This is a genomic window from Thalassoglobus sp., assembly GCF_048270125.1.
Taxonomy (GTDB): domain Bacteria; phylum Planctomycetota; class Planctomycetia; order Planctomycetales; family Planctomycetaceae; genus Thalassoglobus.
This window is the reverse complement of sequence record NZ_JBLWTN010000016.1, coordinates 86,845-110,044: the sequence shown is the minus strand read 5'-3', so window position 1 is coordinate 110,044 and position 23,200 is coordinate 86,845. Positions and strand designations below refer to the sequence as shown.

Annotated in this window: 23 protein-coding genes; 9 read left to right on the top strand and 14 right to left on the bottom strand. The window is 49.2% G+C overall.

From position 1 onward, the window contains the following. Nucleotides 1-51: 51 nt before the first annotated feature. The 5 genes from ACN0YR_RS16885 to ACN0YR_RS16865 form a co-directional block, all read right to left on the bottom strand. Nucleotides 52-372, bottom strand: a complete 321-nt coding sequence (locus tag ACN0YR_RS16885) for an HPr family phosphocarrier protein (protein WP_417850409.1) — start codon at nucleotides 370-372, stop codon at nucleotides 52-54. A gap of 440 nt (nucleotides 373-812) precedes the next feature. Next, on the bottom strand, nucleotides 813-1,283 hold the full coding sequence (locus tag ACN0YR_RS16880; RefSeq protein ID WP_417850408.1) for a PTS sugar transporter subunit IIA: 471 nt from the start codon (nucleotides 1,281-1,283) through the stop codon (nucleotides 813-815). A 180-nt stretch (nucleotides 1,284-1,463) separates the two neighbouring features. Then, on the bottom strand, nucleotides 1,464-1,835 hold the full coding sequence (gene hpf, locus ACN0YR_RS16875) for a ribosome hibernation-promoting factor, HPF/YfiA family (protein ID WP_417850407.1): 372 nt from the start codon (nucleotides 1,833-1,835) through the stop codon (nucleotides 1,464-1,466). A gap of 605 nt (nucleotides 1,836-2,440) precedes the next feature. Further along, nucleotides 2,441-2,920: a hypothetical protein gene (locus ACN0YR_RS16870; protein WP_417850406.1), complete on the bottom strand. Its 480-nt coding sequence runs from the start codon at nucleotides 2,918-2,920 to the stop codon at nucleotides 2,441-2,443. Between the two features lie 132 nt (nucleotides 2,921-3,052). Continuing rightward, entirely contained in the window at nucleotides 3,053-3,835 is a 783-nt protein-coding gene (locus ACN0YR_RS16865; RefSeq protein ID WP_417850405.1) for an SDR family NAD(P)-dependent oxidoreductase, read from the bottom strand. A 434-nt stretch (nucleotides 3,836-4,269) separates the two neighbouring features. On the opposite strand from ACN0YR_RS16865, the gene ACN0YR_RS16860 reads away from it, so the two are divergent. The 3 genes from ACN0YR_RS16860 to ACN0YR_RS16850 all read left to right on the top strand — a co-directional run bounded on the left by ACN0YR_RS16860 (nucleotide 4,270) and on the right by ACN0YR_RS16850 (nucleotide 7,899). Further along, a complete protein-coding gene (locus ACN0YR_RS16860; RefSeq protein ID WP_417850404.1) occupies nucleotides 4,270-6,237 on the top strand; it encodes a prolyl oligopeptidase family serine peptidase in 1,968 nt (655 codons plus the stop codon). Nucleotides 6,238-6,439: 202 nt separating this feature from the next. Further along, entirely contained in the window at nucleotides 6,440-7,213 is a 774-nt protein-coding gene (locus tag ACN0YR_RS16855; protein WP_417850403.1) for a hypothetical protein, read from the top strand. Next, a complete protein-coding gene (locus ACN0YR_RS16850; protein ID WP_417850402.1) occupies nucleotides 7,210-7,899 on the top strand; it encodes a lysophospholipid acyltransferase family protein in 690 nt (229 codons plus the stop codon). Before ACN0YR_RS16855 ends, ACN0YR_RS16850 begins: the two co-directional genes overlap by 4 nt. Before the next feature lie 97 nt (nucleotides 7,900-7,996). On the opposite strand, the gene ACN0YR_RS16845 is transcribed toward ACN0YR_RS16850, so the two are convergent. After that, complete coding sequence (locus tag ACN0YR_RS16845; RefSeq protein WP_417850401.1) at nucleotides 7,997-9,061, bottom strand: tetratricopeptide repeat protein; 1,065 nt, start codon at nucleotides 9,059-9,061, stop codon at nucleotides 7,997-7,999. Between the two features lie 361 nt (nucleotides 9,062-9,422). Between ACN0YR_RS16845 and ACN0YR_RS16840 the strand changes: the two genes are divergently transcribed. Together ACN0YR_RS16840 and ACN0YR_RS16835 are read left to right on the top strand one after the other, a co-directional pair. After that, nucleotides 9,423-11,390 (top strand): hypothetical protein, encoded by a 1,968-nt coding sequence (locus tag ACN0YR_RS16840; RefSeq protein WP_417850400.1) that lies wholly within the window; start codon nucleotides 9,423-9,425, stop codon nucleotides 11,388-11,390. Nucleotides 11,391-11,654: 264 nt separating this feature from the next. Continuing rightward, nucleotides 11,655-12,602 (top strand): acyl-CoA desaturase, encoded by a 948-nt coding sequence (locus ACN0YR_RS16835; RefSeq protein ID WP_417850399.1) that lies wholly within the window; start codon nucleotides 11,655-11,657, stop codon nucleotides 12,600-12,602. On the opposite strand, the gene glnA is transcribed toward ACN0YR_RS16835, so the two are convergent. Both glnA and recA read right to left on the bottom strand, forming a co-directional pair. Continuing rightward, nucleotides 12,597-14,009 carry a type I glutamate--ammonia ligase gene (glnA, locus tag ACN0YR_RS16830; protein WP_417850398.1) on the bottom strand — a complete coding sequence of 471 codons (1,413 nt, stop codon included), beginning with the start codon at nucleotides 14,007-14,009 and terminating at the stop codon, nucleotides 12,597-12,599. The two genes, ACN0YR_RS16835 and glnA, sit on opposite strands and share 6 nt — an antisense overlap. A gap of 243 nt (nucleotides 14,010-14,252) precedes the next feature. After that, nucleotides 14,253-15,344: a recombinase RecA gene (recA, locus tag ACN0YR_RS16825; RefSeq protein WP_417850397.1), complete on the bottom strand. Its 1,092-nt coding sequence runs from the start codon at nucleotides 15,342-15,344 to the stop codon at nucleotides 14,253-14,255. A 517-nt stretch (nucleotides 15,345-15,861) separates the two neighbouring features. Here recA and ilvN point away from each other — a divergent pair. Together ilvN and ilvC are read left to right on the top strand one after the other, a co-directional pair. Beyond that, nucleotides 15,862-16,407 carry an acetolactate synthase small subunit gene (gene ilvN / locus ACN0YR_RS16820; protein WP_417850396.1) on the top strand — a complete coding sequence of 182 codons (546 nt, stop codon included), beginning with the start codon at nucleotides 15,862-15,864 and terminating at the stop codon, nucleotides 16,405-16,407. A 166-nt stretch (nucleotides 16,408-16,573) separates the two neighbouring features. Next, nucleotides 16,574-17,578, top strand: a complete 1,005-nt coding sequence (gene ilvC, locus ACN0YR_RS16815) for a ketol-acid reductoisomerase (RefSeq protein WP_417850395.1) — start codon at nucleotides 16,574-16,576, stop codon at nucleotides 17,576-17,578. 55 nt (nucleotides 17,579-17,633) lie between these two features. Here the strand turns inward: ilvC and ACN0YR_RS16810 are convergent, their stop codons facing one another. The 4 genes from ACN0YR_RS16810 to ACN0YR_RS16795 form a co-directional block, all read right to left on the bottom strand. After that, nucleotides 17,634-18,116, bottom strand: a complete 483-nt coding sequence (locus ACN0YR_RS16810) for a hypothetical protein (RefSeq protein WP_417850394.1) — start codon at nucleotides 18,114-18,116, stop codon at nucleotides 17,634-17,636. Between the two features lie 69 nt (nucleotides 18,117-18,185). After that, nucleotides 18,186-18,653, bottom strand: a complete 468-nt coding sequence (locus tag ACN0YR_RS16805; protein ID WP_417850393.1) for a universal stress protein — start codon at nucleotides 18,651-18,653, stop codon at nucleotides 18,186-18,188. Between the two features lie 61 nt (nucleotides 18,654-18,714). Further along, complete coding sequence (gene acpS / locus ACN0YR_RS16800) at nucleotides 18,715-19,110, bottom strand: holo-ACP synthase (RefSeq protein ID WP_417850392.1); 396 nt, start codon at nucleotides 19,108-19,110, stop codon at nucleotides 18,715-18,717. Then, nucleotides 19,107-19,691: a hypothetical protein gene (locus tag ACN0YR_RS16795; protein ID WP_417850391.1), complete on the bottom strand. Its 585-nt coding sequence runs from the start codon at nucleotides 19,689-19,691 to the stop codon at nucleotides 19,107-19,109. The genes acpS and ACN0YR_RS16795 overlap by 4 nt, the downstream gene beginning before the upstream one ends. Before the next feature lie 274 nt (nucleotides 19,692-19,965). On the opposite strand from ACN0YR_RS16795, the gene ACN0YR_RS16790 reads away from it, so the two are divergent. Together ACN0YR_RS16790 and ACN0YR_RS16785 are read left to right on the top strand one after the other, a co-directional pair. Then, nucleotides 19,966-20,463 (top strand): hypothetical protein, encoded by a 498-nt coding sequence (locus tag ACN0YR_RS16790; RefSeq protein WP_417850390.1) that lies wholly within the window; start codon nucleotides 19,966-19,968, stop codon nucleotides 20,461-20,463. A 223-nt stretch (nucleotides 20,464-20,686) separates the two neighbouring features. Next, entirely contained in the window at nucleotides 20,687-20,911 is a 225-nt protein-coding gene (locus tag ACN0YR_RS16785) for a hypothetical protein (protein WP_417850389.1), read from the top strand. Between the two features lie 151 nt (nucleotides 20,912-21,062). Here ACN0YR_RS16785 and ACN0YR_RS16780 read toward each other — a convergent pair whose 3' ends face one another. Both ACN0YR_RS16780 and ACN0YR_RS16775 read right to left on the bottom strand, forming a co-directional pair. Beyond that, entirely contained in the window at nucleotides 21,063-22,316 is a 1,254-nt protein-coding gene (locus ACN0YR_RS16780; RefSeq protein ID WP_417850388.1) for a serine/threonine protein kinase, read from the bottom strand. Between the two features lie 83 nt (nucleotides 22,317-22,399). Continuing rightward, the gene (locus ACN0YR_RS16775) at nucleotides 22,400-23,044 is read right to left on the bottom strand and encodes a sigma-70 family RNA polymerase sigma factor (RefSeq protein WP_417850387.1); all 645 of its coding nucleotides are present in this window, start codon (nucleotides 23,042-23,044) and stop codon (nucleotides 22,400-22,402) included. Nucleotides 23,045-23,200: the final 156 nt, after the last annotated feature.

Below are 23,200 nucleotides of genomic sequence, written 5' to 3'. Positions count from 1 at the left end.
AGAACAATATGGGAGGTCGACTTAGGGATTGAGTTCAGGAAGCAAGCGGGGTCACTCAACCGGATCGGTCTGTTTTGAGAAGAGGTCTTCCAGTTTTTCGACGATGCTTTCAGCTCCATCACCTGAGGCTTCAATGACTAAATCAGAGTCTGGCAAAGCGGTGAGAAGTAAAAGGTCGAACATGGAAGATGCGTCCGCACTTCTGTCGCCAACATGAATCAAGACTTTACCCGCAAAACCGCTAACAATGGCAATCACATTCGAGCAAGCACGAATGTGAAGACCTTGTGCGAGTTTCAGCCGCACGTTTCGGCGGATGGAATCGGGTTCCGACATGATAGGATCAAAGCGACCGACGTTAAGTTCACTCATTACGAACGATGATTGTTTTTTGGGAGACGACCTTTTGATGGTCCACTATGGAGTCATCGACAATGATAGGACAGTGACAATGGAGAACGGGTTCTCAAAGATCAGGTGTGAACACCAATCTTTGTGAAATTTCCCAAGTCTCTTTCACAGCGTCTCAGACTCAGCTTAATAAAAATTGTGATGTTGTGACACAGAATATTTCACAAACTGTGGGAATTGCCGTAGCGAAAACCGTTGTGATGAAGATTTTTTCACCATTTGACATTCCCAATGCTTCGTTTTAGAGCAGTTTGCTCTACCGTTTGCCCGTGAAGAACGCATTTCCCTAGTAAAAATGCTTTTCGCCACGAGGCAGAACCTGCAAACCAATTCGAAAGATGCTCTAGCGATTTGAAATCTTCGAAGTCTCAGGAAGTCAGCTCCAGGTTTTCGGTTCAGGTCTAAACGAGGTTGTCATCCGCTTCCTGAAGCAGGTCCATGACTTGCGCTTTTGTGCGAGCTTGTTTCAAGAAGCTGCAAAAGTCGTCTTTTTTCAGGTAACGAGTGATTGTTTCGAGTCCACGTAAGTGATCACCAGGACGATCAGGTGGTGAGATCAGCAGGAACAGGATGTAGACGTCTTCGCCGTCAAGGCTATCGAAATCGAGCCCATCGTGGCAAAGTGCGACAGTCGAGATAATTGATTCGACAGATGGATGCTTCGTGTGAGGAACAGCGACTCCACGACCAATGCCGGTCGAACCGAGTTCTTCACGCTTCGAGATGGCAGAAACAATCGCTTCTTCATCAGATTCTTTAATCTTTCCGCATTGCTTTAGGCTGGCAACCATCTGACGAATAGCGGATTCTTTTGAATCAGCGACGAGTTCTGGAAGAATTGCATCTGAAACGACGAACTCTGTGAGTTTCATCTGTCGTAGTCCTGCTGGAAAATTAAAACGAATCTAAGATCGACTGCATCGTCGATTTGATGTGTTTGGGACTTACATGGAAACCTGGACCTGCTATCTCAAACAGCGAGATAAACCGAGATCATAGAGTTTCCAAGTAGTGGCTAGGGCAATTTCGAAATACTCCTTGAGAACAAAGTTCTACTCGGAGTTTTCTGATTCCTCGACATCAGAGTCTAAACCGTCTCCAATAACTTTACTGAGAGGTTTGTCTCGGCGATGATCGGTCAGTTTCTCTTTGTACTTACGAATTTGCTGTTCCATTTTCGCAAGGACCTGGTCGAAACATGGACCAACATCATCTGCACTCATCTCATGATGAGTTACGAAATCGTGCTTGTGCTCAGCGTCGACAAGCATTTCGACTCGAACCCGGTCTCCCTCGAAATCGAGAGTGACCTGAGCTGACTGAACTCTCTCGAAGTAGTGCAGAAGTTTCTCTGATTTTCTTGACATGTAATCGCGAAAATCACCACTGATTTCGCCGTGTCGACACGTGATTGCGACCTGCACCTGGAACTTCTCCTCAGGATAAATTCAACAAAACTCAGCATCTTCATACAAGCCTATGGTGACTTGAATGCTGGTGATTTTCAATTGCTCAAGTGGTTTCGATTCTAGTTGACGCTGGGCGTCCGTCAATTCTCGAAACCAAATCCGACAAGAAAGTTATTCAAGCTCGCGAAAAAAATGCAGGCTGAAAGCGTTATTCGAGGCAATATTCACAAGATATCATGTGTTGATCTGCCTTGTCATTCGGAAATATTCAGTGCTCCCTCCCCGGACTGTTGATCAGTCCAGGGAGGGGCTGAATGGATCTCGCAGTCGCCTGCAGGCTTATCCGGAGACCGTCATTCCAGTGGAATGACACTGCCTCCAGCAATTTTATTCGCGTTTCTCAGGACTTTTTTTCGCTTCGAGCGTTTTCGTGTTCTTAGTTCCTGTGTCATCACGGTGCTCTCAGCAAGGAGACTGAAATTCACGAAGTGAATCGCCGACACGATTTCAGGAAATGCTCTCGAACATTTTTGAATCCGTGGTCAGATTCTACCTGGTCCTGACCAGCAATTTGACTGGTGAAACGCGTTCTTCACAGGCACCCAGTCGAGTCTTCTGTTCTAGTGAGCATGACCGTGATCGTGGTCGTGTTCAACTTTTGCAGTCAGTGTTTTTTCTCCCATTGTGATCACGACAGAACCTTCGATCGCTTCGAGATCTTTAACACCTTCTGGAAGGGCGCCTGCTGCAGAAGCGTATTTTGAAGAAGAACCTTCAGCTTCTCCCTCTTCCGGGCTCGCTGCCAAGGCGATTTCAACAGTCTTGTCGCCAGACTTGTCGCCAGATTTCAGGTTCAAGACAGCGGTCGCTCCCTCCAGAGGAACAGATGTTTTTGCATCGCCACCTAAAATATAAACTGTCACAATTCCGTCTTTATGAGTAATTTCACCGTGGTATTCACCAAATTCGAGAATGTGCCCGCCGTGAGGGCCTTCATCATGATGGTGGTGCTCTGGCGGAGCGGTGTTGGTGACATCATCCCCTTCACCAAGTTCTCTTGTGTCACTCCCTTTGGGGCAACCCGATACGATCAGGGTCATGCATAGTGCTGCTGCAAAAAAAACTTGATTCCTGCTCATCCTTCACTCCTTTTGAATTGTAATCGCTTAAGCTGTTCTGCTTGGTTCGAAAAGTTATTTTGTAATCATACAAGTTCTGGGACTCTTTCAAAGTCACTGCTTTCCTTCTTCACGGTTGGACCACCATGGCAAACTTATGCCGCCATCCATCAAGGCAGTGTTGCCGGTCATGTAGTCGCAATCGCTGCTCATCATGAATGTGATTAACCGGCCAATTTCTTCAGGTTGTCCCAAACGGCCCCAGGGAATGTTCTTTGCACCTTCTTCGAGTTGTTCTTCGCTAAAGAATTTTCGTTCTCCCGGAGTATCAATCCAACCGGGGTGTACGACATTGACGCGGATGCGATGCCTTGCGAGTTCAATGGCTGCCGTTCTTGCCATGTGATCGATAGCTGCCTTGGACATGTTGTAGGCCATCGCAGTGGGGAAAGGAATTTTCGCATGTGGAGAACTGACCACGATGATTGATCCTCCGTTCTCTTGTTTCACGAGTTGTTGTGAAACCGCCCGGACTGCGAAGAAGGCTCCCCACATACTGACGTCAACCGTACGTTTGAATCCCTCCATGTCTGCCTTGATCATGAGTTCACGATCGCTGTATGCGGCATTTGAAACAAGACCGGTGATTTCGCCCCATTCTTGGACAACGGTCGAGACCATCTGCTCGACCTCCGCCTGGACCGAAACGTCCCCCTGCAGAACCAGTGCCTGGCAACCAAGAGCACGGATTTCATCTGCGATGCTATCCGCAGCTTCAGAGTTCGACCGGTAATTGACTGCGACGTTGGCTCCCGCTTTCGCAAGCTCTAATGCTGCTCCACGACCGATTCCTTGCGAACCGCCAGTGACGAGAATTTTCTGATTTGAGAGGTCCATTTTCTTACTCATCAACAGTGTAGTGTCTCATGACTTGAATCATTGCAGAGAATAACAAACTGAAATGGTTCTCCCAATCGAGTGAGCAGAGACCGTTTGTTGGAAGTACTCTCGCCATCCGAGATCGAATTCAAATAAGACCTTAAATTCGGCAGTCAATAAGCAGACAATGAGTAGTCTATGAATTGGACGTGAAGCGAGCGGTCTGCTCACCCGAGTGTTCGTTTAGAGGGCGTATCGCTCGCAAGCTTGATGGGGGAGACGAGGTAGAACCGAATCACCAGTTCGAATTGTGAAATTCTCTCTCACAAGTCATATTCAAAGAGAGTTGAGATACGTACCGAGCAATTTCGGAAAAGATGTCCGTGACCTGTCTCGTGAAGATGAGTGATTCATTCCATGATCTGCTCTTCACGGACGCAAGGAACACGAACGTGTTGCAAAATATCACTTCACAAAAAACCTTACGGCGGAAGCAGGCAACGATGTTGATTCGATATACAACGCCACTGTTCATCATGGGGCTCCTGGCAGCAAATCTCTTTGCTCAGTCTGAAGCAGAGGTCGAGACGCTCCGTCAGGGACTTCAAAAGCTTGAAGCACAGATCGATGGGCTTGATAAGAATCGACGTGTCGATGCCGAGATCTGTGCCAAAGGGGTCGACTGGATTATCCGCCACAATGAATTTTATCGCCCGAACTACGTCCAGTCCGCGCAGAAAGCGATTGACTTGGGGGGTGAACGTGCAAAGCAAATCGCCGAAGGGAAAGCCGATTGGGGAACTCGTCCCGGTGTTCACGCACTTGGATACCGTTCGCACGTTGATGATTCGGTGCAGCCGTATCTCGTGACACTTCCAGAAGGGTTCGAGATGAAAGGAGCAAAGCGGTGGCCGCTGTATGTTGTCTTGCACGGTCGAAACTCTCGACTGACGGAAGCCCACTTCATTGCCTCAGCGAATGGAAAACCTGCACCAAAGGGGCAGACCTGGATACAACTCGATGTTTTCGGACGGACCAACAATGCGTATCGCTGGGCTGGCGAAACTGATGTCTTTGAAGCAATCGCTGATGTTTCGAAGCGGTATCGAGTCGATGAAAGTCGAGTCACGCTCTGGGGCTTCTCAATGGGTGGGGCAGGTGCATGGCATCTTGGTTTGCATCATCCATCGCGATGGGCATCTGTGGGAGCCGGAGCTGGCTTTGTGGATTTCTATCGATACCAAAAACAGACTGAACAACTTCCAGAATATCAACATCGTGCTTTGCGAATTTATGATGCAAAAGACTATGCACTCAACTTAAACGTCGTCCCATTTATCACATATGGTGGTGAGAAAGATGCACAGCTGGCAGCCAGTCTGCATGTTCAAGAGGAAGCCGAGAAGCTGGAGGTGCCATTGAAGTTGATCGTTGGTCCCAACATGGGGCACAAGTTTGACGATGCCAGTAAAGCGACCTTTATGGAATTTCTGGCAGAGCATAATACGAAAGGCCGAAAGCGAGTTCCCGGATTGCGTGAATTCGAGTTTGTCACTTACACACTCAAATACAACAAGTGCGAATGGCTGACGATTCATGAACAGTCGGTCCCGTACGAGAAGACGACCGTTACCTCCACGCTTGGTGATGACAATGTGCTGAATGTCGAAACGGAGAACGTCTCCGCGCTATCGATTCTTCGGACAGCAGTGAATCGTGTCAGTGTTGATGGCTCAGAATCGTTCGATCTCAATCTGGCAGCAGACGCCAATTTGATCGATGTCTATCTCGTGAAAGATGCGGGTGGGTGGTCAGTGCTCTCGTACGACGACTCACTCGACTTTGAGGAGAACCCGAATCGCAAGAAGCGTCATAATCTTCAAGGGCCGATTGATGATGCATTTATGGAGCCGTTTGTTTGCGTTCAGGGGACAGGGCAACCCTGGTCACCTGAATTACAGGAGTATTCCGACTGGTCGCTCAACCGATTTCAAACAGAATTTGATAAATGGATGCGAGCTCACCCACTGGTTGTGAAAGATTCTGCCGTCGATGAAAAGATGATTCGGAGCAAAAACCTGATCCTGTTCGGCGATCCCGGTTCCAACAGCCTCATCAAGCGGGTTGTCGAGGAACTTCCCCTGAAGTGGGAAAAGGATTCCATCACCTTTCAGGGACAAACTTACTCAACTCGAGACCACGCAGTTGTCCTTCTTTTTCCAAACCCCCTGAATCCACGAAAGTATCTCGTGATCAACTCGGGGATGACCACACATGAAAAAGACTTCAAAGCCTCTAACGCATGGTTGTTTCCTAAGTTAGGAGACCATGCAGTGATTCAGTTCTCCCGTGGGAAAGATGGTCAGTTCAATGAGCAAGTGATTCAGGCCGGAATTTTCGACTCACACTGGAACAACTGATCAGTATCGCTGCTTGATGCGAAAATACGGATTGTGATGACCAGCGAACTTAGGGTAACCTCCCGTCTCGATGAGAGTCGATGTATAGATCACCCAGGAACTACCCGGAAGCCGATATCTTAAGAGTTTCTCATTGTTTCGAGAGACTCGATTGAAGGTTTCGGACCAGTCAGATCACTTTCCATCAAAATCAGGACGAGAAATGATGTCTCGCCGCGTACAGAACTTTGCACTGATCGCAATCGCCTGTCTTTCCTCACCGGTCTGGGGAGCGGAAATGTCGTTGCTGCCCGAAAAAGGAAGCACCCCCGTGGTTGAGATGTGGTACCTCAATGGGTACACACCCTCCTATCCGGAGGTCATCATCCTCGCGGACGGTCGCATGCAAATCATGTCTCCAGAGGGGCCACAAAGGTCCCAGCTGCCTGTCGCTCAAGTGGAAGCGCTCGTGAAACAGCTTTGGACTGTTGATGGTCTCTGTAACGTCGAGACTCATTCAATGAACAAAGAGATTCAACAGGCGACAGTTCAATCTGGTCTCAGAAGTCACATCGAAGGGGCTGGTGAAACAGTCTTTCGAATTCAAACAGCGACCGAAACGCGTGAACTTCGCTGTCGAGCAGTCGGTGTATTGGCTGTCCGTTTTCCGGAGATCAAGTCAGTCCTTTCGATGGCAGCAGCTCAACGCCGTTTAGAGAATGTGCGGGCAGTGGCAACAGTTGGAGGAAGTGCACAGGCCGACGAAATTGCGAGTCTGGCTGCTCAGGCAGTGCAAACGGAATACGGTTTGAACGTACCTGTTTCCAGTGAACACCTTTCAATGGTTCGTGCCCTTCCCGATGGAAGTCGCTTCTGTCAGTTTCTGGTTGCTTCGGATGATCATGACCAGTCGAAACCTGTCCACATGATTTCAATCACCGAAACCCCCGGGCATCATCCAGAAGTCAGCATGATGGGCGGCCCAGTGACTCGATGACGGATACCGAAACGCTTCCAGATCCAAACCGTCGAAATTGCGTTTGGAGATTCATTCAGATCCTTTTTCAAATCTTCTGTGCGATCTGGTTGAGATTACGCGTTCGCGGAAAAGAGCATCTCCCCAAGGAAGGTGCTTTGTTTCTTGCGAATCATCAAAGTTTCCTGGACCCGCTCCTGATCGGTGTGCATCTGCAGCGCCCTGTCAGCTATCTCGCACGCGATTCACTCTTTCGGCTTCCAGTGATTGGCTGGATACTGAAAAAAACGTATGTGATGTCGATACGACGTGAATCAGCTGGAACGGAAAGTCTTCGCAAATCGATCGCGCGGCTGGAGCACGGATTTTATGTCGGTATGTTTCCCGAAGGAACGCGAAGTCCGGATGGATTGATCGGGGAACTCAAACCCGGCTTTGTTGCCCTGACCCGCCGAGCGAAGGTGCCGATTGTTCCCATCGGAATCGCTGGGGCATTCGAAGCAATGCCCAGAAAATCACTCTGGATTTGGCCCGTGAAAGTCCGTGTCGTCTTCGGTGAGCCGATCTCGGTCGAGACGATTCAAGAGCTCTCAGAAAAAGGCCGCCGGGACGAATTTCTGGAACTCGTCCACCAGCGGCTTATAGATTGTCATCAAGAAGCAGAGGAATGGCGAACTGGCAAAGTTGCACCTGCCACGAAATCTTAGTTCGCTCTCACGTCACTTTCAAAATGGTAGTCCGTTGGACGGAATGTCCGGTACCATCATTTTGTTTGAATCGGAAAGTGGCAACTGATAACTCGGGTCATTCCGTTTTTGAAGCGTCTTCTTTATTGGAATCAGATTTGGAATCAGATTTGGGGGCGTCGTCAGGTTCAGGCTTTGGGACCTCAATCACGTCTGTGAACGATTTTTTTTGCCGATAAAGTTCGAGTCGTTCGACACTGGCATCTTTCATGTCGCCATCCCCAAAAATTTCGATTGCCGTTTGAACGGTCTCAATCGCTTTTTCGAAGTTGCCAATTTCGGCATACGCCGCTGCAAGTGTGTCAAGATATTCAGGGTTACGGTATTCGACAGAACGGGACGCAGCGACTGCCAGGTCAACCGCTCGTTGACCGTCTCGGAAGGACTTGTCTTCACACGTTGCCAGTAACCAGGCGAGGTCGTTTTGTGCTGAAGGTGAACCGGGCGAAAGCTTTAGTGCCTCTTCGTAGTCGTCTACAGCCAGCTGGAATTTCTTGAGGTTCTTGTAGGCGAAGCCTCTGTTGATGTAGGCCGGCAAAAATTTTGGATCGGCTTCAATGCAATTGGTATATGCCTGAATCGATAGGGGGTATCTCCCCACCAGCCGTAAAGTTACGCCGAGAGAATTGTGGGCCTCGGGGGATTCCGGAGCCAGTTCGATCGCTTTTGTGAAGTCTTTGAGGGCTGCGTCGAGTTTTCCGGTATCCAGAAAGAGATCTCCCCGAGCCTGATAGGCTCCCACTTCGTTCGGGTAAGTCTTCAGGATGACGTTGTATTCGGCCTCAGCCTTGTCGTAAAGCTTCAACTGCTGGAAGCAGGTTCCCAGGTTAATGTGCAGCGTGATCGAGCTGTCTCCAAGTTCGTAAGCTTCCTCCAGATCGTTCACTGCTCGTCCCCAATTCCGCTGAGCCATGTAGCTGATCCCCCGGAGGTGATACGCCCTTGGAGTTGGGTCTTTTGCGATCTGAGCGGAAAAAATTTCGACTGAATCGCCGATGAGGACAAGATTTTTTTGGTGAATCCATCCTTTGACAGTCGCGGAATATCTCCATGGGCCTCGGTGGTGGGTGACATCTAGCAAAGCACCTAAAGAAGCGTCAGCGATTCTGGTCGTCCCATTCATCACAGGAGACTTCTCTGACTGCACAATGTACTGCTCCACTGTATCCAGCTTGACGACACTATCTTGCGAATAGGCGGATATGCACGATAAAAACGATGTCAATAGTGTTAAAACCGTTGCAAATTCTTTCGTTCTGTGAATCGGAATAGTCATACTGATCAGAAACCTTTCAAAGAATGTCAAGGTCGTTCTTGCAAACGGCCCTACATTGCGTATCTTACCTAATAGTTACCAGTTGCCATGGTGAGCCAATCGGGTTCTCGTTTTAAATTTCAAAACACTCGGACAGCTTAAAGTTTATGGCATTGCGGAGGGGTTCCGCGATTTTGGTTATACCACAAAATGGAAGGGGAGGAATCGAATGAAGAATCTGATGATGTTGTTGCCCGTCGTGGCAATGACGCTTGTCGTAACAGACGCTGATGCAGGGGATTGCGGTCGACATCGGCGTCGCTGTCGTCCAGCACCATGCGCCACACCTTGTGGAACTCAGCAAGTTGCAAACAACAATAGCTGTGCACCAGCTGTTGCGACAGCACCGGCATGCCAAACTGTTGAACGGACTATCATGGTCCCGGAAACAACCACCGAAACACGAACTGTTACAGTCACAGAGTACAAACAGGAACAACGTGAGCGAACATACACTGTTCAAAAGCAAGTACCTCGTCAAGAGACTCGCACCCGAACAGTAGTCTACTACGAGCAAGTTCCAAAAACTCGCCAAGAGACTTACACCGTTTACGAGACTGCAGAAGAGCAAAAGGAAGTTGAATACACAGTCAACGTTCCTCACACGGTACAAGAAACCTTGACTCGCACTGTGTACGACAACGTCAACGAAAACGTTGAGCAAACTTACACCGTCATGGTTCCACACACCGAGCAACGCACAGGCGTTCGCAAAGTGACCGACTGGGTCGAAGAAGATAAGACTCAGACTTACACCGTCATGGTTCCTCACACCGAAGAACGCACAGGCACTCGACAAGTGACTGAAACTGCTGAAGAGCAGGTCGAGCAGACTTACACAGTCATGGTCCCTCACACCGAGCAACGTACTGCTGTTCGCAAAGTGACCGACTGGGTTGAAGAAGAAAAGACTCAGACTTACACCGTCATGGTTCCTCACACCGAAGAACGCACAGGCGTTCGACAAGTGACCGAGACTGTTCAAGAGCAGGTCGAGCAGACTTACACCGTCATGGTCCCACACACCGAACAACGTACTGCTGTTCGCAAAGTGACCGACTGGGTTGAAGAGCAAGTCGAGCAGACTTACACAGTCATGGTTCCACACACCGAAGAGCGAACAGCAACTCGCAGTGTCTGGGACACAGTTCAGGAAACTCACACTCGCCAGGTTCAGAAAGTTTGCGGATCATGGGTGACTGAGCAAGTCGCTGATCCTTGCAATCCTGCTTGCACTCGATGCGTGCGTAAATGGGTTCCACAAGTGACCTGTGAGGAAGTTCCTTACACTGTTTGCAAACGCGTTTGCCGCCAAGAGCCTTACACTTACAACGTCACAGTTTGTAAGCCAGAGCAACGCACACGAACCGTCACCGTTCGCAAGCCTGTTTGCCGTGACGAAGAGTACACTTACAACGTCACAGTTTGTAAGCCAGAACAACGGACTCGCACCATCACTGTTTGCAAACCCGTTTGCAAAGATGTTGAGTACACCTACAACGTGACCGTCTGCAAACCAGAAGAGCGAACTCGTACTTACACTGTTCGCAAGCCTGTTTGCCGTGACGAAGAGTACACTTACAACGTCACTGTTTGTAAGCCAGAACAACGGACTCGTACCATCACTGTTTGCAAACCTGTTTGCAAAACTGTTGAGTACAAGTACAACGTGACTGTTTGCAAACCAGAAGAGCGAACTCGTACTTACACTGTTCGTAAGCCTGTTTGCCGTGACGAAGAGTACACTTACAACGTGACTGTCTGTAAACCAGAAGAACGTACTCGTACGATCCAGGTTTGCAAACGCGTTCCTCGTGAAGAAGAATACACAGTCGAAAAATGTGTTCTCAAACCAGAAACTCGCGTTCGTACCGTCACAACTTGCAAGCAAGTTGCTGTCGAGAAAACTCGCGACGTCAACTACACAGAATGCGTTCGCAAAGAACGTGAAGAAGAGTACCAAGTGACTGTCTGTGACACAGTCGCTGAAGAACGAACACAAACTTACACAGTTTGCGTTCCTGTTCAGGTCGAAAAAGAAGTTCAAGTTCAGGTTTGCAGAATGGTTGAGAAAACCGTTCAGGTTCAAGTTCCTGCATGCAACCCATGTGCTCCAGCTTGCAATACTTGCAACTAATCGCACGAACTGAAGTTCTCTGAACTAGAGCATCTTTCGGATAGGTGTTCATGTTCTGCCTCGTGGCGAACAGCATTTCCATTAGAGAAATGCGTTCTTCACGGACACAAGTTAGAGCAAGCTCTAGGAAGCCCTCCACTCACGTGGGGGGCTTTTTTTGTGCGATAGCAAGAAATTCAGTGAAGCAACGCATTTGCCTGCGGATTGATTGGAGAGAGGAAAGAGATTCCTTGTCTTCCGAGTTATTCGCCAGGGGCAATTCCGATGAGTCGTGTACAACGAATGCGTGCAAGAACTGAACTGACAAATCCCGAGCAGGGAACTATATACTGGTCTCCGGTGAAGTCGCTCTGGTATTCCTTGATGCTGCTGGTTGCCGTCGTGGGAGGAAGCCTGACATTCAGTTTAGAGAGCCTGATTCTCTTCTCTGTGCTGACTTCTGTCACACTCTGCTGCGGGCACTCCGTGGGTTTGCATCGGCTTCTCATTCATCGAAGTTTTGAATGCCCTCTATGGCTCGAACGCATCCTGGTCACAATGGGTGTTCTCGTTGGAATGGGCGGCCCTCGGAAAATGCTCTATATGCATGACATCCGAGACTGGTCACAACGACACTCTAAGTGCCACGACTTCTTCATTCATAAAAGTCCCATCTGGAAAGACTGGTTCTGGAACCTGCACTGTGAAATCAAACTACAGAATCCACCAGAGTTTCAAGTAGAACCTTGGGTTGCCAATTCCAGATATTACGGCTTCCTTGACCGCAATTGGATGCTCCTTCAATTGCCCTTGGCAGGCGTACTGTTTGCAATCGGAGGAATTCCTTGGGTGATCTGGGGAGCTTGCGTGAGGGTTGCAGTTTCACTGACCGGTCATTGGCTGATCGGATATTTCGCCCATAATCATGGAGTTCAGGTTTGGCAAATCGAAAATGCAGCAGTCCAGGGTTATAACCTCCCCGGACTGGGGCTCATCACCATGGGTGAGGCGTGGCACAACAACCATCATGCCTTCCCGGAGTCAGCGAAATTTGGCCTCCGCAAAGGTCAAATGGATGCCGGCTGGTGGCTGATCCAACTCCTCCAGACAGTCGGCCTCGCCTGGAACATACAACACCCCGAAACCCTTCCGGAGAGACCTGAAAGAATGCTGATTGGTTCTAGCGAAGTTTCCGCGGACGATTATTCATCAGTATCGCGAGTAATACTATGAGTCGAAGTACATTGCGAATTCCCAAGGGTGTGGGCGTTCGCGGATTGCTTGGACTTCATGGGTTGTCTTGTACCAGATCCAGGTGTCGATGACGTCTTCAGTAAAGACGTCTCCGCGTAACAAGAAGCTGTGATCTTCGCGAAGTGCTTGCAGCGATTTTTCAAGAGAGTCGGGAACTTTTGGGTATGCGGTGAGTTCCTCGCTGGGGAGATCGTACACATCTTTGTCTAGCGGCAGTCCTGGGTCGATCTTGTTCTGAATTCCATCCAGGGCAGCCATCGTCACGGCGGCACTTGCCAGGTAGGGGTTACAACTTGGGTCGGGACAGCGGAATTCAAATCTTTTCGTGGACGACGATGAAGTGTGAACTGGAATTCGAATTGCAGCTGAGCGGTTACGAAAGCTGTAAGTCAAATTCACAGGAGCATCAAAGCCTGGCACCGTCCGCTTATAGCTATTCGTCGTGGGACAGCAGAATGCGAGCAAAGCGGGAGCATGCTTAAGGATTCCACCGACGGCGTTCATCGCCAGTTCGCTCATTGAGCCATAGCCCGAGCCAGCAAAGAGGGTTTCGTTATTTTTCCAGAACGAAAGTGACATGTGCAAGCCGGAACCATTGTCATTCCAGAGTGGCTTGGGCATGAACGTCGCGACTTTGCCGTGCTTCGCTGCCACATTTTTGACAATGTATTTGAATCGTAATAAGTTGTCTGCCGCTTGAAGAAGAGGGACATGTTCCAGATCAACTTCGCATTGTCCGCCTGTTGCTACCTCGTGGTGTTGTCCGGTGATGCCGATCCCGCACTCCTGGGCGGTCAACATGATCTCAGTTCTGAGGTCTTGGAGCGTGTCTGCTGGTGGCATCGGGAAGTAACCTTCGCGACGCCGAATCTGTTGTCCGCTGTTCTTTGAGTCTAAGAATCGACCTCGGTTCCACTCCCCTTCGATGCTGTCGATATGGAAGTAACCTTCGTGAACATTTTGGTCGAAGCGAACATTGTCAAAGATGAAGAACTCAGGCTGCATGCCGAATAACGCTGTGTCAGCAATTCCGGTCGAAGCCATATAAGCTTCTGCCTTCCGCGCAACATTGCGAGGGTCTCGATTGTAATCGGATCGAGTGATGGGGTCCTGGATGTTGCAAGTCATTGCCAGCGTCGACTTCATGAATGGGTCGACCATTGCAGTTTCCGCTTGCGGAAGCACCAGCATGTCGCTCTCGTTGATCGACTGCCAACCGCGAATTGACGACCCATCGAAGGTCAGCCCATCTTCAAAGCTCTCTTCAGTCAAAGCATTGACTGGGATCGTGAAATGTTTTTGGGTTCCAGGAAAATCCATGAAACGCAGGTCGACAGCCTGAACTTCTTTCTGTCGGCATAATGCCAATACTTCACGCGGTGTCATGACCACAGTCCTGAGAAAATTTTCGTCGCATTCAATGTCCAGGGATTGTTCGGCCTCGAAGGTGACGAGGTCAAAACAGCTCCCGGAATTGGCAGTGGGTATCTATGAGATAAACAGGCAGCGAGCGAGACTCGGAGCACTTGGAAAAGATGTTACTTGTCTCATGCTGTTGGAACTCATATCGTCGCAAGTCGTTTGCTGAAAATGAAGTCTACCAAGCGGTTTGCGTAAAACAGGAACAAATTATTCGCTTTCGACCTTCTCGGCTTCTTCATCGACGAGAATTGGCTTGAGTATCTCACCTGTGTCGCTGAACCCTTTCGAGGCCAGGACCTTACCCCGGATTTCCTGCAACAGTTCTGGGCTTTCTTCGAGAGAAATCCTCGCTTTGTCACGTCCCTGCCCCAACTTGACATCCCCGTAAGCAAACCACGAACCACTTTTCTGGACAATCTTTGCGTCAGTTGCCATATCCAGAATATCAGCTGTCATGCTAATTCCTGATTCACCCAGCATGTCGAATTCAGCAATCCGGAAAGGAGGGGCAACTTTGTTTTTGACAACTTTTGCTCTCATTCGGATTCCGATCGCATCATCACCATCTTTGAGAGTCGCAATTCGACGGACATCGACTCGCACTGATGAGTAGAATTTCAATGCTCGACCACCAGGAGTTGTTTCCGGTGATCCAAACATCACGCCGATTTTCTCTCGAATCTGGTTAATGAAGATGACGGTCGTTTTCGATTTTGCGATCGCTCCGGTCAATTTTCGCATTGCCTGACTCATCATTCGAGCCTGGAGACCAACATGTTTGTCTCCGATTTCGCCATCAAGTTCCGCTTTCGGGACCAAAGCTGCAACGGAATCGACGACAATGATATCAACGGCGTTCGATTTAATGAGCATTTCAGCAATCTGGAGCCCTTCCTCGCCGAAGGTTGGCTGGCTGACCAGAAGTTCTTCGAGATTGACTCCCAGTTTTCTTGCCCAAGCTGGGTCGAGTGCATGTTCAGCGTCAATAAATGCTGCAATCCCACCATTTTTTTGAGCACTGGCGACTGAGTGCAAAGCTAATGTTGTCTTACCGCTCGATTCCGGGCCAAAAAGTTCGATGATCCGACCACGAGGAAACCCACTTCCTCCGAGTCCGAGATCGAGTGAAAGTGATCCGGTCGAAATTCCGTCCACCGATGCATCAGGTGAATCGGAGAGACGCATGATCGCACCATCGCCAAAGGCTTTATGGATTTGACCTAAAGCGTTCTTCAATACGCCATTAGAGCTATCTTTGGAACTTGCTTCGGATTTTTTGGCGGATTTAGTTTTGGCCATTCTTTTTCTCCACGGGTAGTGAACATGCGAACACAATGGTATCATATCGTCTAAAAGAATCAATCTCTTGAACCAGACATTTCTTTAGAAGTTCCATTTTTTCGGACTGCTTGCTCTCTCGCTTTTCGAATCTCCAAAGTGGAGAGTTGTTATGACTCCCGACGTTGGATAAACTCGCCGCCCACTACCGGGAAAGTGGTCGGCACACTATGAATGACCCGAACCTTCTACGAGATTAAGAATCTATCCGGAAACCGATGCAATGTCTGTCTCTCTCAATTTTTGAGAGGTCAGCTTCAGAGATCCAGATGAGTTCTAAACATCTCCTGTGGTTTGCAACGGTGTGATGTGTCTTCTCGTGTCGAGTTCACATCGAGCAACTTTCTCTTGAGGCGAGCGTTTTAGAACTGAGCCGACAATTTGATTTTTGTCTCTCGATGATCGAGACAATCACATTTTCAATATTTTTCGGTCAAGTCCTGCGGGCTCGTCCTTCCGTTTCAACTGGATAACAGACATGCGGCATATTCTCTCAGCACTGGTGATGAATCAACCGGGTGTGCTTGCTCACATCTCCGGAATGATGGCTTCGCGCGCTTTTAACATCGATAGTTTGGCTGTCGGTCCGACTGAAAACGAACTGTATTCCCGAATGACCTTTGTCGTCGGCGGGAGTGCTCAATCGTTGGCTCAGGTTCGCAAGCAACTGGAGAAAATCGTCACCATCGTCAAAGTGGTCGATTACCTCGATGAAGAGCATGTTGAACGAGATCTCATGCTGATCAAGGTCCGTACAGAATCTGCCAGCCAACGCAGTGAAGTCAAAGAACTCGTCGATATCTTCCGCGGTAGCATCGTTGATGTGAGTGCCGGGCATGTCATGATCGAGATCTCTGGCCAGGAACGAAAAATTGAAGCGTTTATCGCAGCCGTGAAGCCATTCGGAATTATCGAGATGGTTCGTACCGGTCGGATTGCGCTCTCTCGCGTGAATGCAATGTCGGCCGAGAGTGAAGTGGGCGACCCAACTCACTCAACAAAAGACGTTGAACAATCTGCTTAACAATTTTGATCCAAACTTGAATGGTGGCAAGTCGAATTTGAACGACATCACTCGGCTGAAGCGGTCACCTCAAAGTGTTACTCATCAGCAACCGGGCTGACCCATACACACGAAAACCTCGATTTTTTTGATTCAATTCTCACGGACTAACAATTAGGGAGCTGTCATGGCTGCAAAGGTTTATTACGACGACGACGCGGATCTCTCACTTCTCAAAGGCAAAACCATCGCGATTCTTGGCTATGGAAGTCAGGGACATGCGCAGGCTCAAAACCTCAAGGACAGCGGTTGCAATGTTGTCATCGGGCAGCGTAAAGGAAGTGCCAACTACGATCTCGCCGTGAGTCATGGCTTTGAGCCAATGTCTATTCAGGATGCTTCAAAGGCTGGCGACCTGATCAATATCCTTCTTCCAGACGAAGTTCAGGGAGACATCTTCCGCAACGAAATCAAAGATCAACTTGAGCCAGGCAACCTTTTGCTTTGTTCACACGGATTCAACATTCACTTCGGTCAGGTCATTCCGCCAGAAGGTGTTGATGCTGGTCTCGTCGCTCCCAAAGGTCCCGGTCACCTTGTACGAAGCGAATATGAAAAAGGTGGCGGCGTTCCTTCTTTGATCGCCATGTACCCAGGAGCTTCAGAGGCTTCCCGAGGATTGGCACTTGCCTACGCAAAGGGAATCGGAGGAACTCGTGGTGGTGTGATTGAAACAACAATCGCCGAGGAGACCGAAACAGACTTGTTTGGTGAACAGGTTGTTCTTTGCGGTGGAGTCAGCGAACTGGTTAAAGCAGGATTCGAAACTCTCGTCGAAGCTGGCTACCAACCTGAGATGGCGTACTTTGAATGTATGCACGAACTCAAGTTGATCGTCGACCTCTTCTACGAAGGTGGACTCAACTACATGCGATACAGTGTTTCAAACACAGCTGAGTACGGCGACTACAGTAGTGGTCCTCGTATTGTGACTGATGAGACCAGAAAAGAGATGAAGAAAATCCTCGAAGAGATCCAGAACGGAACCTTCGCTCGCAACTGGCTCTTGGAAAACAAAGCCAACTGCCCAGGATTTCATGCAACCCGTCGTCGTGAACGTGAGCATCAGGTCGAAAAAGTTGGCCGTGAACTCCGCAGCATGATGAGCTGGATCGATTCTAAAGAAGTCTGAGTCTGAGTCGAACTCATAAATAAGAGCAGCACGCTTTCAGAGTGTGCTGCTTTTTTTATGTCTGTTCAGAAGTCTCAACTGCTTCAAACTGATGCTCAAGTTTCTCGACCGCCGTTTCTGGATTCATGTTAAATAACGCTTTTCCACCGGTTCCCCAACGGCCATTTTCGTAGTGGAACAGGGCCGAAGCATCTCGAACATCACCCACTGCAGCGACATCTTCCATATCTCCCCCCTCGATGGCTTCGAAATGGATCTCGACCGAGGCGAGAGCGGTCAGCAATCCGGTTGAACGGTCTCGAACAAAGCGAACTGGCTCTTTCCAATCACAAACCGTCCAGCGAAGTCCACGTGGCTTTCCGATTGAGGCGGCTAGCTGAAAGAATTTCGCTTCGAGTGCTTCTCGACGAAGTTTAAACTCCTGAAATGCCCGTTCCAAATCTCGACGAGATTGTCTCTTCACAATCATGGGCGCTAACGCCATGAAGATGAATATCAGAACGGCAAGACCAATACCCAGGTACGCAATACTATTCACGACGTTCTCATCTTTCACTATTCAATGTGCTGCGGATCGCTTGCTCTTCAAATATGTTTTTGCCAGTGCTTACGGCATCACGAAATCATGGCCTTCAGGGCGAACCGTGAGAACAGGGCAGTTGGCCTTACGGACAACCTTCTCTGCGACGCTCCCCATGAGTGCGTGAATCAAGCCGGATCGTCCGTGTGTACCAATGACGATCATGTCAATTTTATTTTCTCGTGCGTATCGAATGATCTCAAGAAACGGAGTCCCTGAGACAACAGAACGTGTGATGCTCAGCCCTTCCGCCAGATTAGGATCAGGGAGTGTCTCAATAAGTCGCTCCGAGCTTTCCTTCAATCCAATCAGGTATTCGGAGGTAATCGGCGTTGGGATTCCTGGCTCAGGGACGATGGGGTAGATGTCCTCGACAACATTCATAAGGTGGAGTTCAGCGGAAAACCGCTTTGCAAACTCACATCCATACCGAATTGATCGCTTGCTGAAGTCACTGAAGTCGGTTGGAACAAGAATACGTTTCAGCTGAATCATGAGTCTTTCCTCGATTCCGGTTTTAGTTCAGTATACTCAATCAACCAACACGATGCGCCAATCAATTCTCCGCAGGGCGATGCTGCAACGCAACAGCTGTCGCAGTTGCATACGCTTTGCAATGCGAAATTGTGATTAACACTTCGTCGATTCCTTTCATCTTGGACACACGCTCTGCCCCTCCGCTCAGTTCGATATACGGCTGCCCTGATTGACGATTGAGAATCTGGATATCTGTCCAACCCACCCCTTTGGTGAACCCGGTTCCGAGTGTTTTCATGACCGCTTCCTTAGCAGCCCAGCGTCCAGCGAAGTGTTGAATCGCCTCCTTGTGACGTTGGCAATATTTGATTTCGAGTTCGGAGTACACTCGTTGTAGAAAAAGTTCTCCGTGCCGTTCGATCATCTCTCCGATGCGGACGATTTCAACGATATCTGTTCCCAGACCAACAATCATGGATCGACTTTCTCATTCTGTTTTACTTGTTCATTCGGGATTCGATTCTGGGCGGAAGGGGCCCAATTCAAGATCCAGGCTGCAATCGCGGATGCGATTGTCAGTTCTCCCAACCAGAGCAGCAAGGGCCAGGGAGCTTTCCAAGATCCGAGGAGGGAGACTCTGAACGCCAGATAGTCACCAAATGCGGGATTGAATTCTCTGCGTAGTTTATCGAATTCCTTTTTCGTTTCCTCATCAGCGGCCCCCTCTACGAAGTTCAGCATCGCCAGCTGTTCGGAATACTGCTGACGCATTTCGGTTCGAACAGTTTTCAGATTCTGATAAGAGACCCAACCAAGGTGTCCACCTCCTGTGAAAACAATCAACACTGCCAGCACCGTGAGTATTGGTGTCCGTTTCAGGGAGAGTTCACGCATTAACCATTTCAAACCAACTCCACATGCGAACCCAAAGGCTGCATAAAAAATTCCCAAACGTCGAAATGGAATGGGCGCATGTGCAAAAATGAGTGACAAGCCAAACACCAACAGGCAGCTGCCAGCGAGCCAGATCAGAAGTGAGCGCGTCGAAGAGTTCAATGGAAGTTTTCAAGCTATGAGGGGTAAGTGATCCAAGCCACAGACTATTCCCCTTGAACCTGCGATGCAAACTTTGCACGCACAATGCTCCCAAAATTGTTGAATCCAACAAGTAAAATACGTTTTGAATCTTATGAAAGCACTTTGAATGCTTCTCGTGCCCGTGATGATCAGTTTTATGACTTCATGGACTACTTGCCACCAGTCAGGTTTACCAGTCGCTCGCGGCGATGTGCTAAACTCAAGTCTGTTCATAGTTCGTTGGGAAGATGAGATGTCAGCCAATATTCGTAGCATCGAGGCGTTGGTCGAGTTCCGCGCAGCCTTGATTGTATTCATCGAAGATGCATCGTTGGCCTTACAGACGATGACGATGGAGCTCCACAAGTCGTACGAGTGGATCGAGCATGAACGACCTTACTACTGGAATGCTCAGGTCCGCCGCGGATTCGATCAGGTCTCGCAAACTCGAGCCGCATTGGAATCTTGCCGCATGAGGATTGTCGCGGGGCATCGACCTTCTTGTATGGAAGAGAAGCAAGCTTACGCGCGGGCAAAGCAACGCCTGCAACACTGCCAGGATCAAATCAAAGCTGTGAAGCAGTGGGCCAATAAAGTTCGCCACGAAGCGGATGAATTTCGCGGACGAATGGCAACTCTTCAGGCCCTGCTTGAAGGAGACCTTCCGAAAGCTGTCGCGACATTGGAGAACGCGATCTCGATTCTGGAATCATACTCGGAGACAGCACGCCCACAAGATTTTGAAGAGTAACGAACTCTCAGGTCTCGTTAATAACATTGAACGACGACAACTGAGCAATGAGAATCCTCGACTAAATGATTTCTCACAGAGAGCGAAAGAGAGCACCGTCTTTTAAGTTAACCTTCGACACCTCCGTTTCCTGCTGGTGAACTTTTCCCGCGACTCTCATCCATGCAAGTCACAGTGATAACCACAGTGAAAACTACATTCAACCCGAAGAATAGGAGATAACATGCCGATCGGAAATCTGCAGTCCGGTGCGGGGCAACTTAAAGATGCCACCCAAAAATTGACCCTCGCCTGGCACGCCGTCAGCGAATCCTGGGTCGATATCAAGGCAAAGCAGTTCGAGGAAAAAACACTCGCCCCGGTTCTTGAAGAAGTCGCCGCTGTGATGCCCGCCATCAATCAGATGTCTGCCATGCTCATGTCTGCAAAACGTGCACTCGATGAGTGAGATTCGCCAATGATTGAACGTTGACTGAAACCCAGAAGAACCGCTGGCCAGTTTGATGCAAGTCCCAATGTGTTTTCGTGCTGCCTCGTGGTGAGTAATCAGTGAAGTCGGGAAGGAGACCTTTACGGGCACAACAAGCATTGAAAATGCTTTAAAACCAGTCTTTGAATCGACTCCACAAACCTCGATTCGATGCTGAGTATTTATTGATGAATCTCAGCAGGTCGCGGTAAACTTCGTCAGCGTTTTGGTACCGCTTATCGGGGTTGCGTTTCATGAGCTTCAAAATGATGGCTTCTAAATCGTGCGGAATTTCTGGGTTCAAGAATCTTGGAGAAACGATTTTTGCCCGCTGAACGTGGGCTGCGAGTTCCGTGCGGGACTGTCCATCAAAAGCTGGCTGGAGAGTGCACAATTCAAACAATGTCGCTCCGAATGAGTAGAGATCGGTCCGCTCGTTGACGATGCCTTCAAACTGCTCGGGCGCCATGTACCGCAAAGTGCCCGCCATCGGCCCACGTTGCTCAGACATCGCACGCTCACGCCCCAAGGCCAGGCCAAAGTCAGCCACCCACCCTTTTCCCGATCTGTCGATCAATAAGTTTGCGGGCTTAATATCTCGATGCAAAGTCCCCTGCTTGTGAGCAAAACGCAAAGCTCCTGAGATTTGTGTCGCCAGCTTCGCAATTTGCACCCAATTATTCCGTCGAAAATACCGCTTTTGCTTTGGGGTCTCCCGGTGAAAAACGGCTGCACGTCCAAAGTCCGGACCACGAATTTCAGTCAGAAGGTCTTCGATTTCAACAGCTGATTCTCCGGTCTTCAAACGAGAAATCAAATGATCAAAACCAACGCCTTCGATGATCGGCATGACGTAATAAAAACGCTCGTCTTGTTCTCCAAAGCTGAAAACTGGAACAATGTTTGGATGTTGCAAGCGAGCAGCAATACGCGCTTCACGACGAAATTGCTTGCTCCATTTTGATTGAGCACCAAACTTCCAGGGCAAGAGTTTCACAGCGACGTGGCGACCGATCGATTCCTGCTCGGCTTCAAAGACTACGCCCATTCCTCCACGGGCGATCTCACGGATAATTCGAAATTCTCCCAGCCGCTCAATATCAAATTGCTCGGGCATCGGGGTTTTGACAACTTCGAGTTCCTTTTCCGATTTCCAGTCTTCCATGGCGGCAACCAATGGAAGAAAGTCTTTGAGTTCAGCTTCCAGCTTTGGGAAATCCTGTACGAAGTCGTCGAGATCAACTGTCTCACCAGCCCGGAGACGTTCGAGATAAAGACTGGCTGCCTCTTCGAGCGGATCGCGCGCACCGGAACTCGTTCGTTGCGGCAAGCCGACGAGTTCGGCTTCCGTTCCTTCATCAGAACTTTCCTGTGATTCGGACATCACTCGCTCTTAGAACAGCGACAGCAATCGTTTGGACAACAGAAAACGTGTTTGGGTTTTGCCAATCAACAATGAAAATTTATTTACGAGCGATCCATGAATCCGGGGATCGCCTCGAGTATTTTACGCAATCGTCCTAGAGCTCGAACATACCTTAAACTCGCTGCCTGTTCAGAAATATCAAGAGCTTTGGCTGTTTCACTGTTTGTGAGTTCTTCGAAGTGCCGAAGTGCCAGAACCTCACGGTCTAGATCCCCCATGCTCTCCAGGGCAATGTTCAATTGCTGAGACAGTTCCGCCCGCAATGCTGCTTGCGTTGGGGAGGTCATATGTCCCAGAAGATGGTGCGAGAGCGAAAATGAGGTCGATTCAGGAGTCCACCCCCCGCCCACTCGTCGTTCTCGGCTGGCATCACGAGCTTGAGTTCCCAAATGCCGACGGTGAACATCAATCATTGTCTGGTTTACAATCAAACGCAGCCAAATGAAAAAACTCTCTGGCGAATCGTGCAAAAAGTGTTCGATTCGCTTTCCAGCGGCGAGATAGGATTCTTGCAGAATATCATCGGCATCAACCCGCCCCAACAACCTTTGGTCCAAGCGAAAATTGATAATTCGCCACAAGCGTTGACGATGACTTTCAAACAGAATGCCCAGCGCTTCGTGATCTCCGTGAATCACTTGGTCGACAAGCGAGTCAATTTCTTCTGGAGAAAGCGGTGAAGACATAAGCTCAGAGATTTCCTAGGTTGGAGAGGGCGACACCTATTGTCACAGTTTTCCCAGATTATGCAATCCAGACTTCCTGAACGTCCCCTCTGCAACCACAGCCACTCTCGGTGACCTGCAACCTGAGTTTGCACTCATAAGCACTGAAAAAGTGAC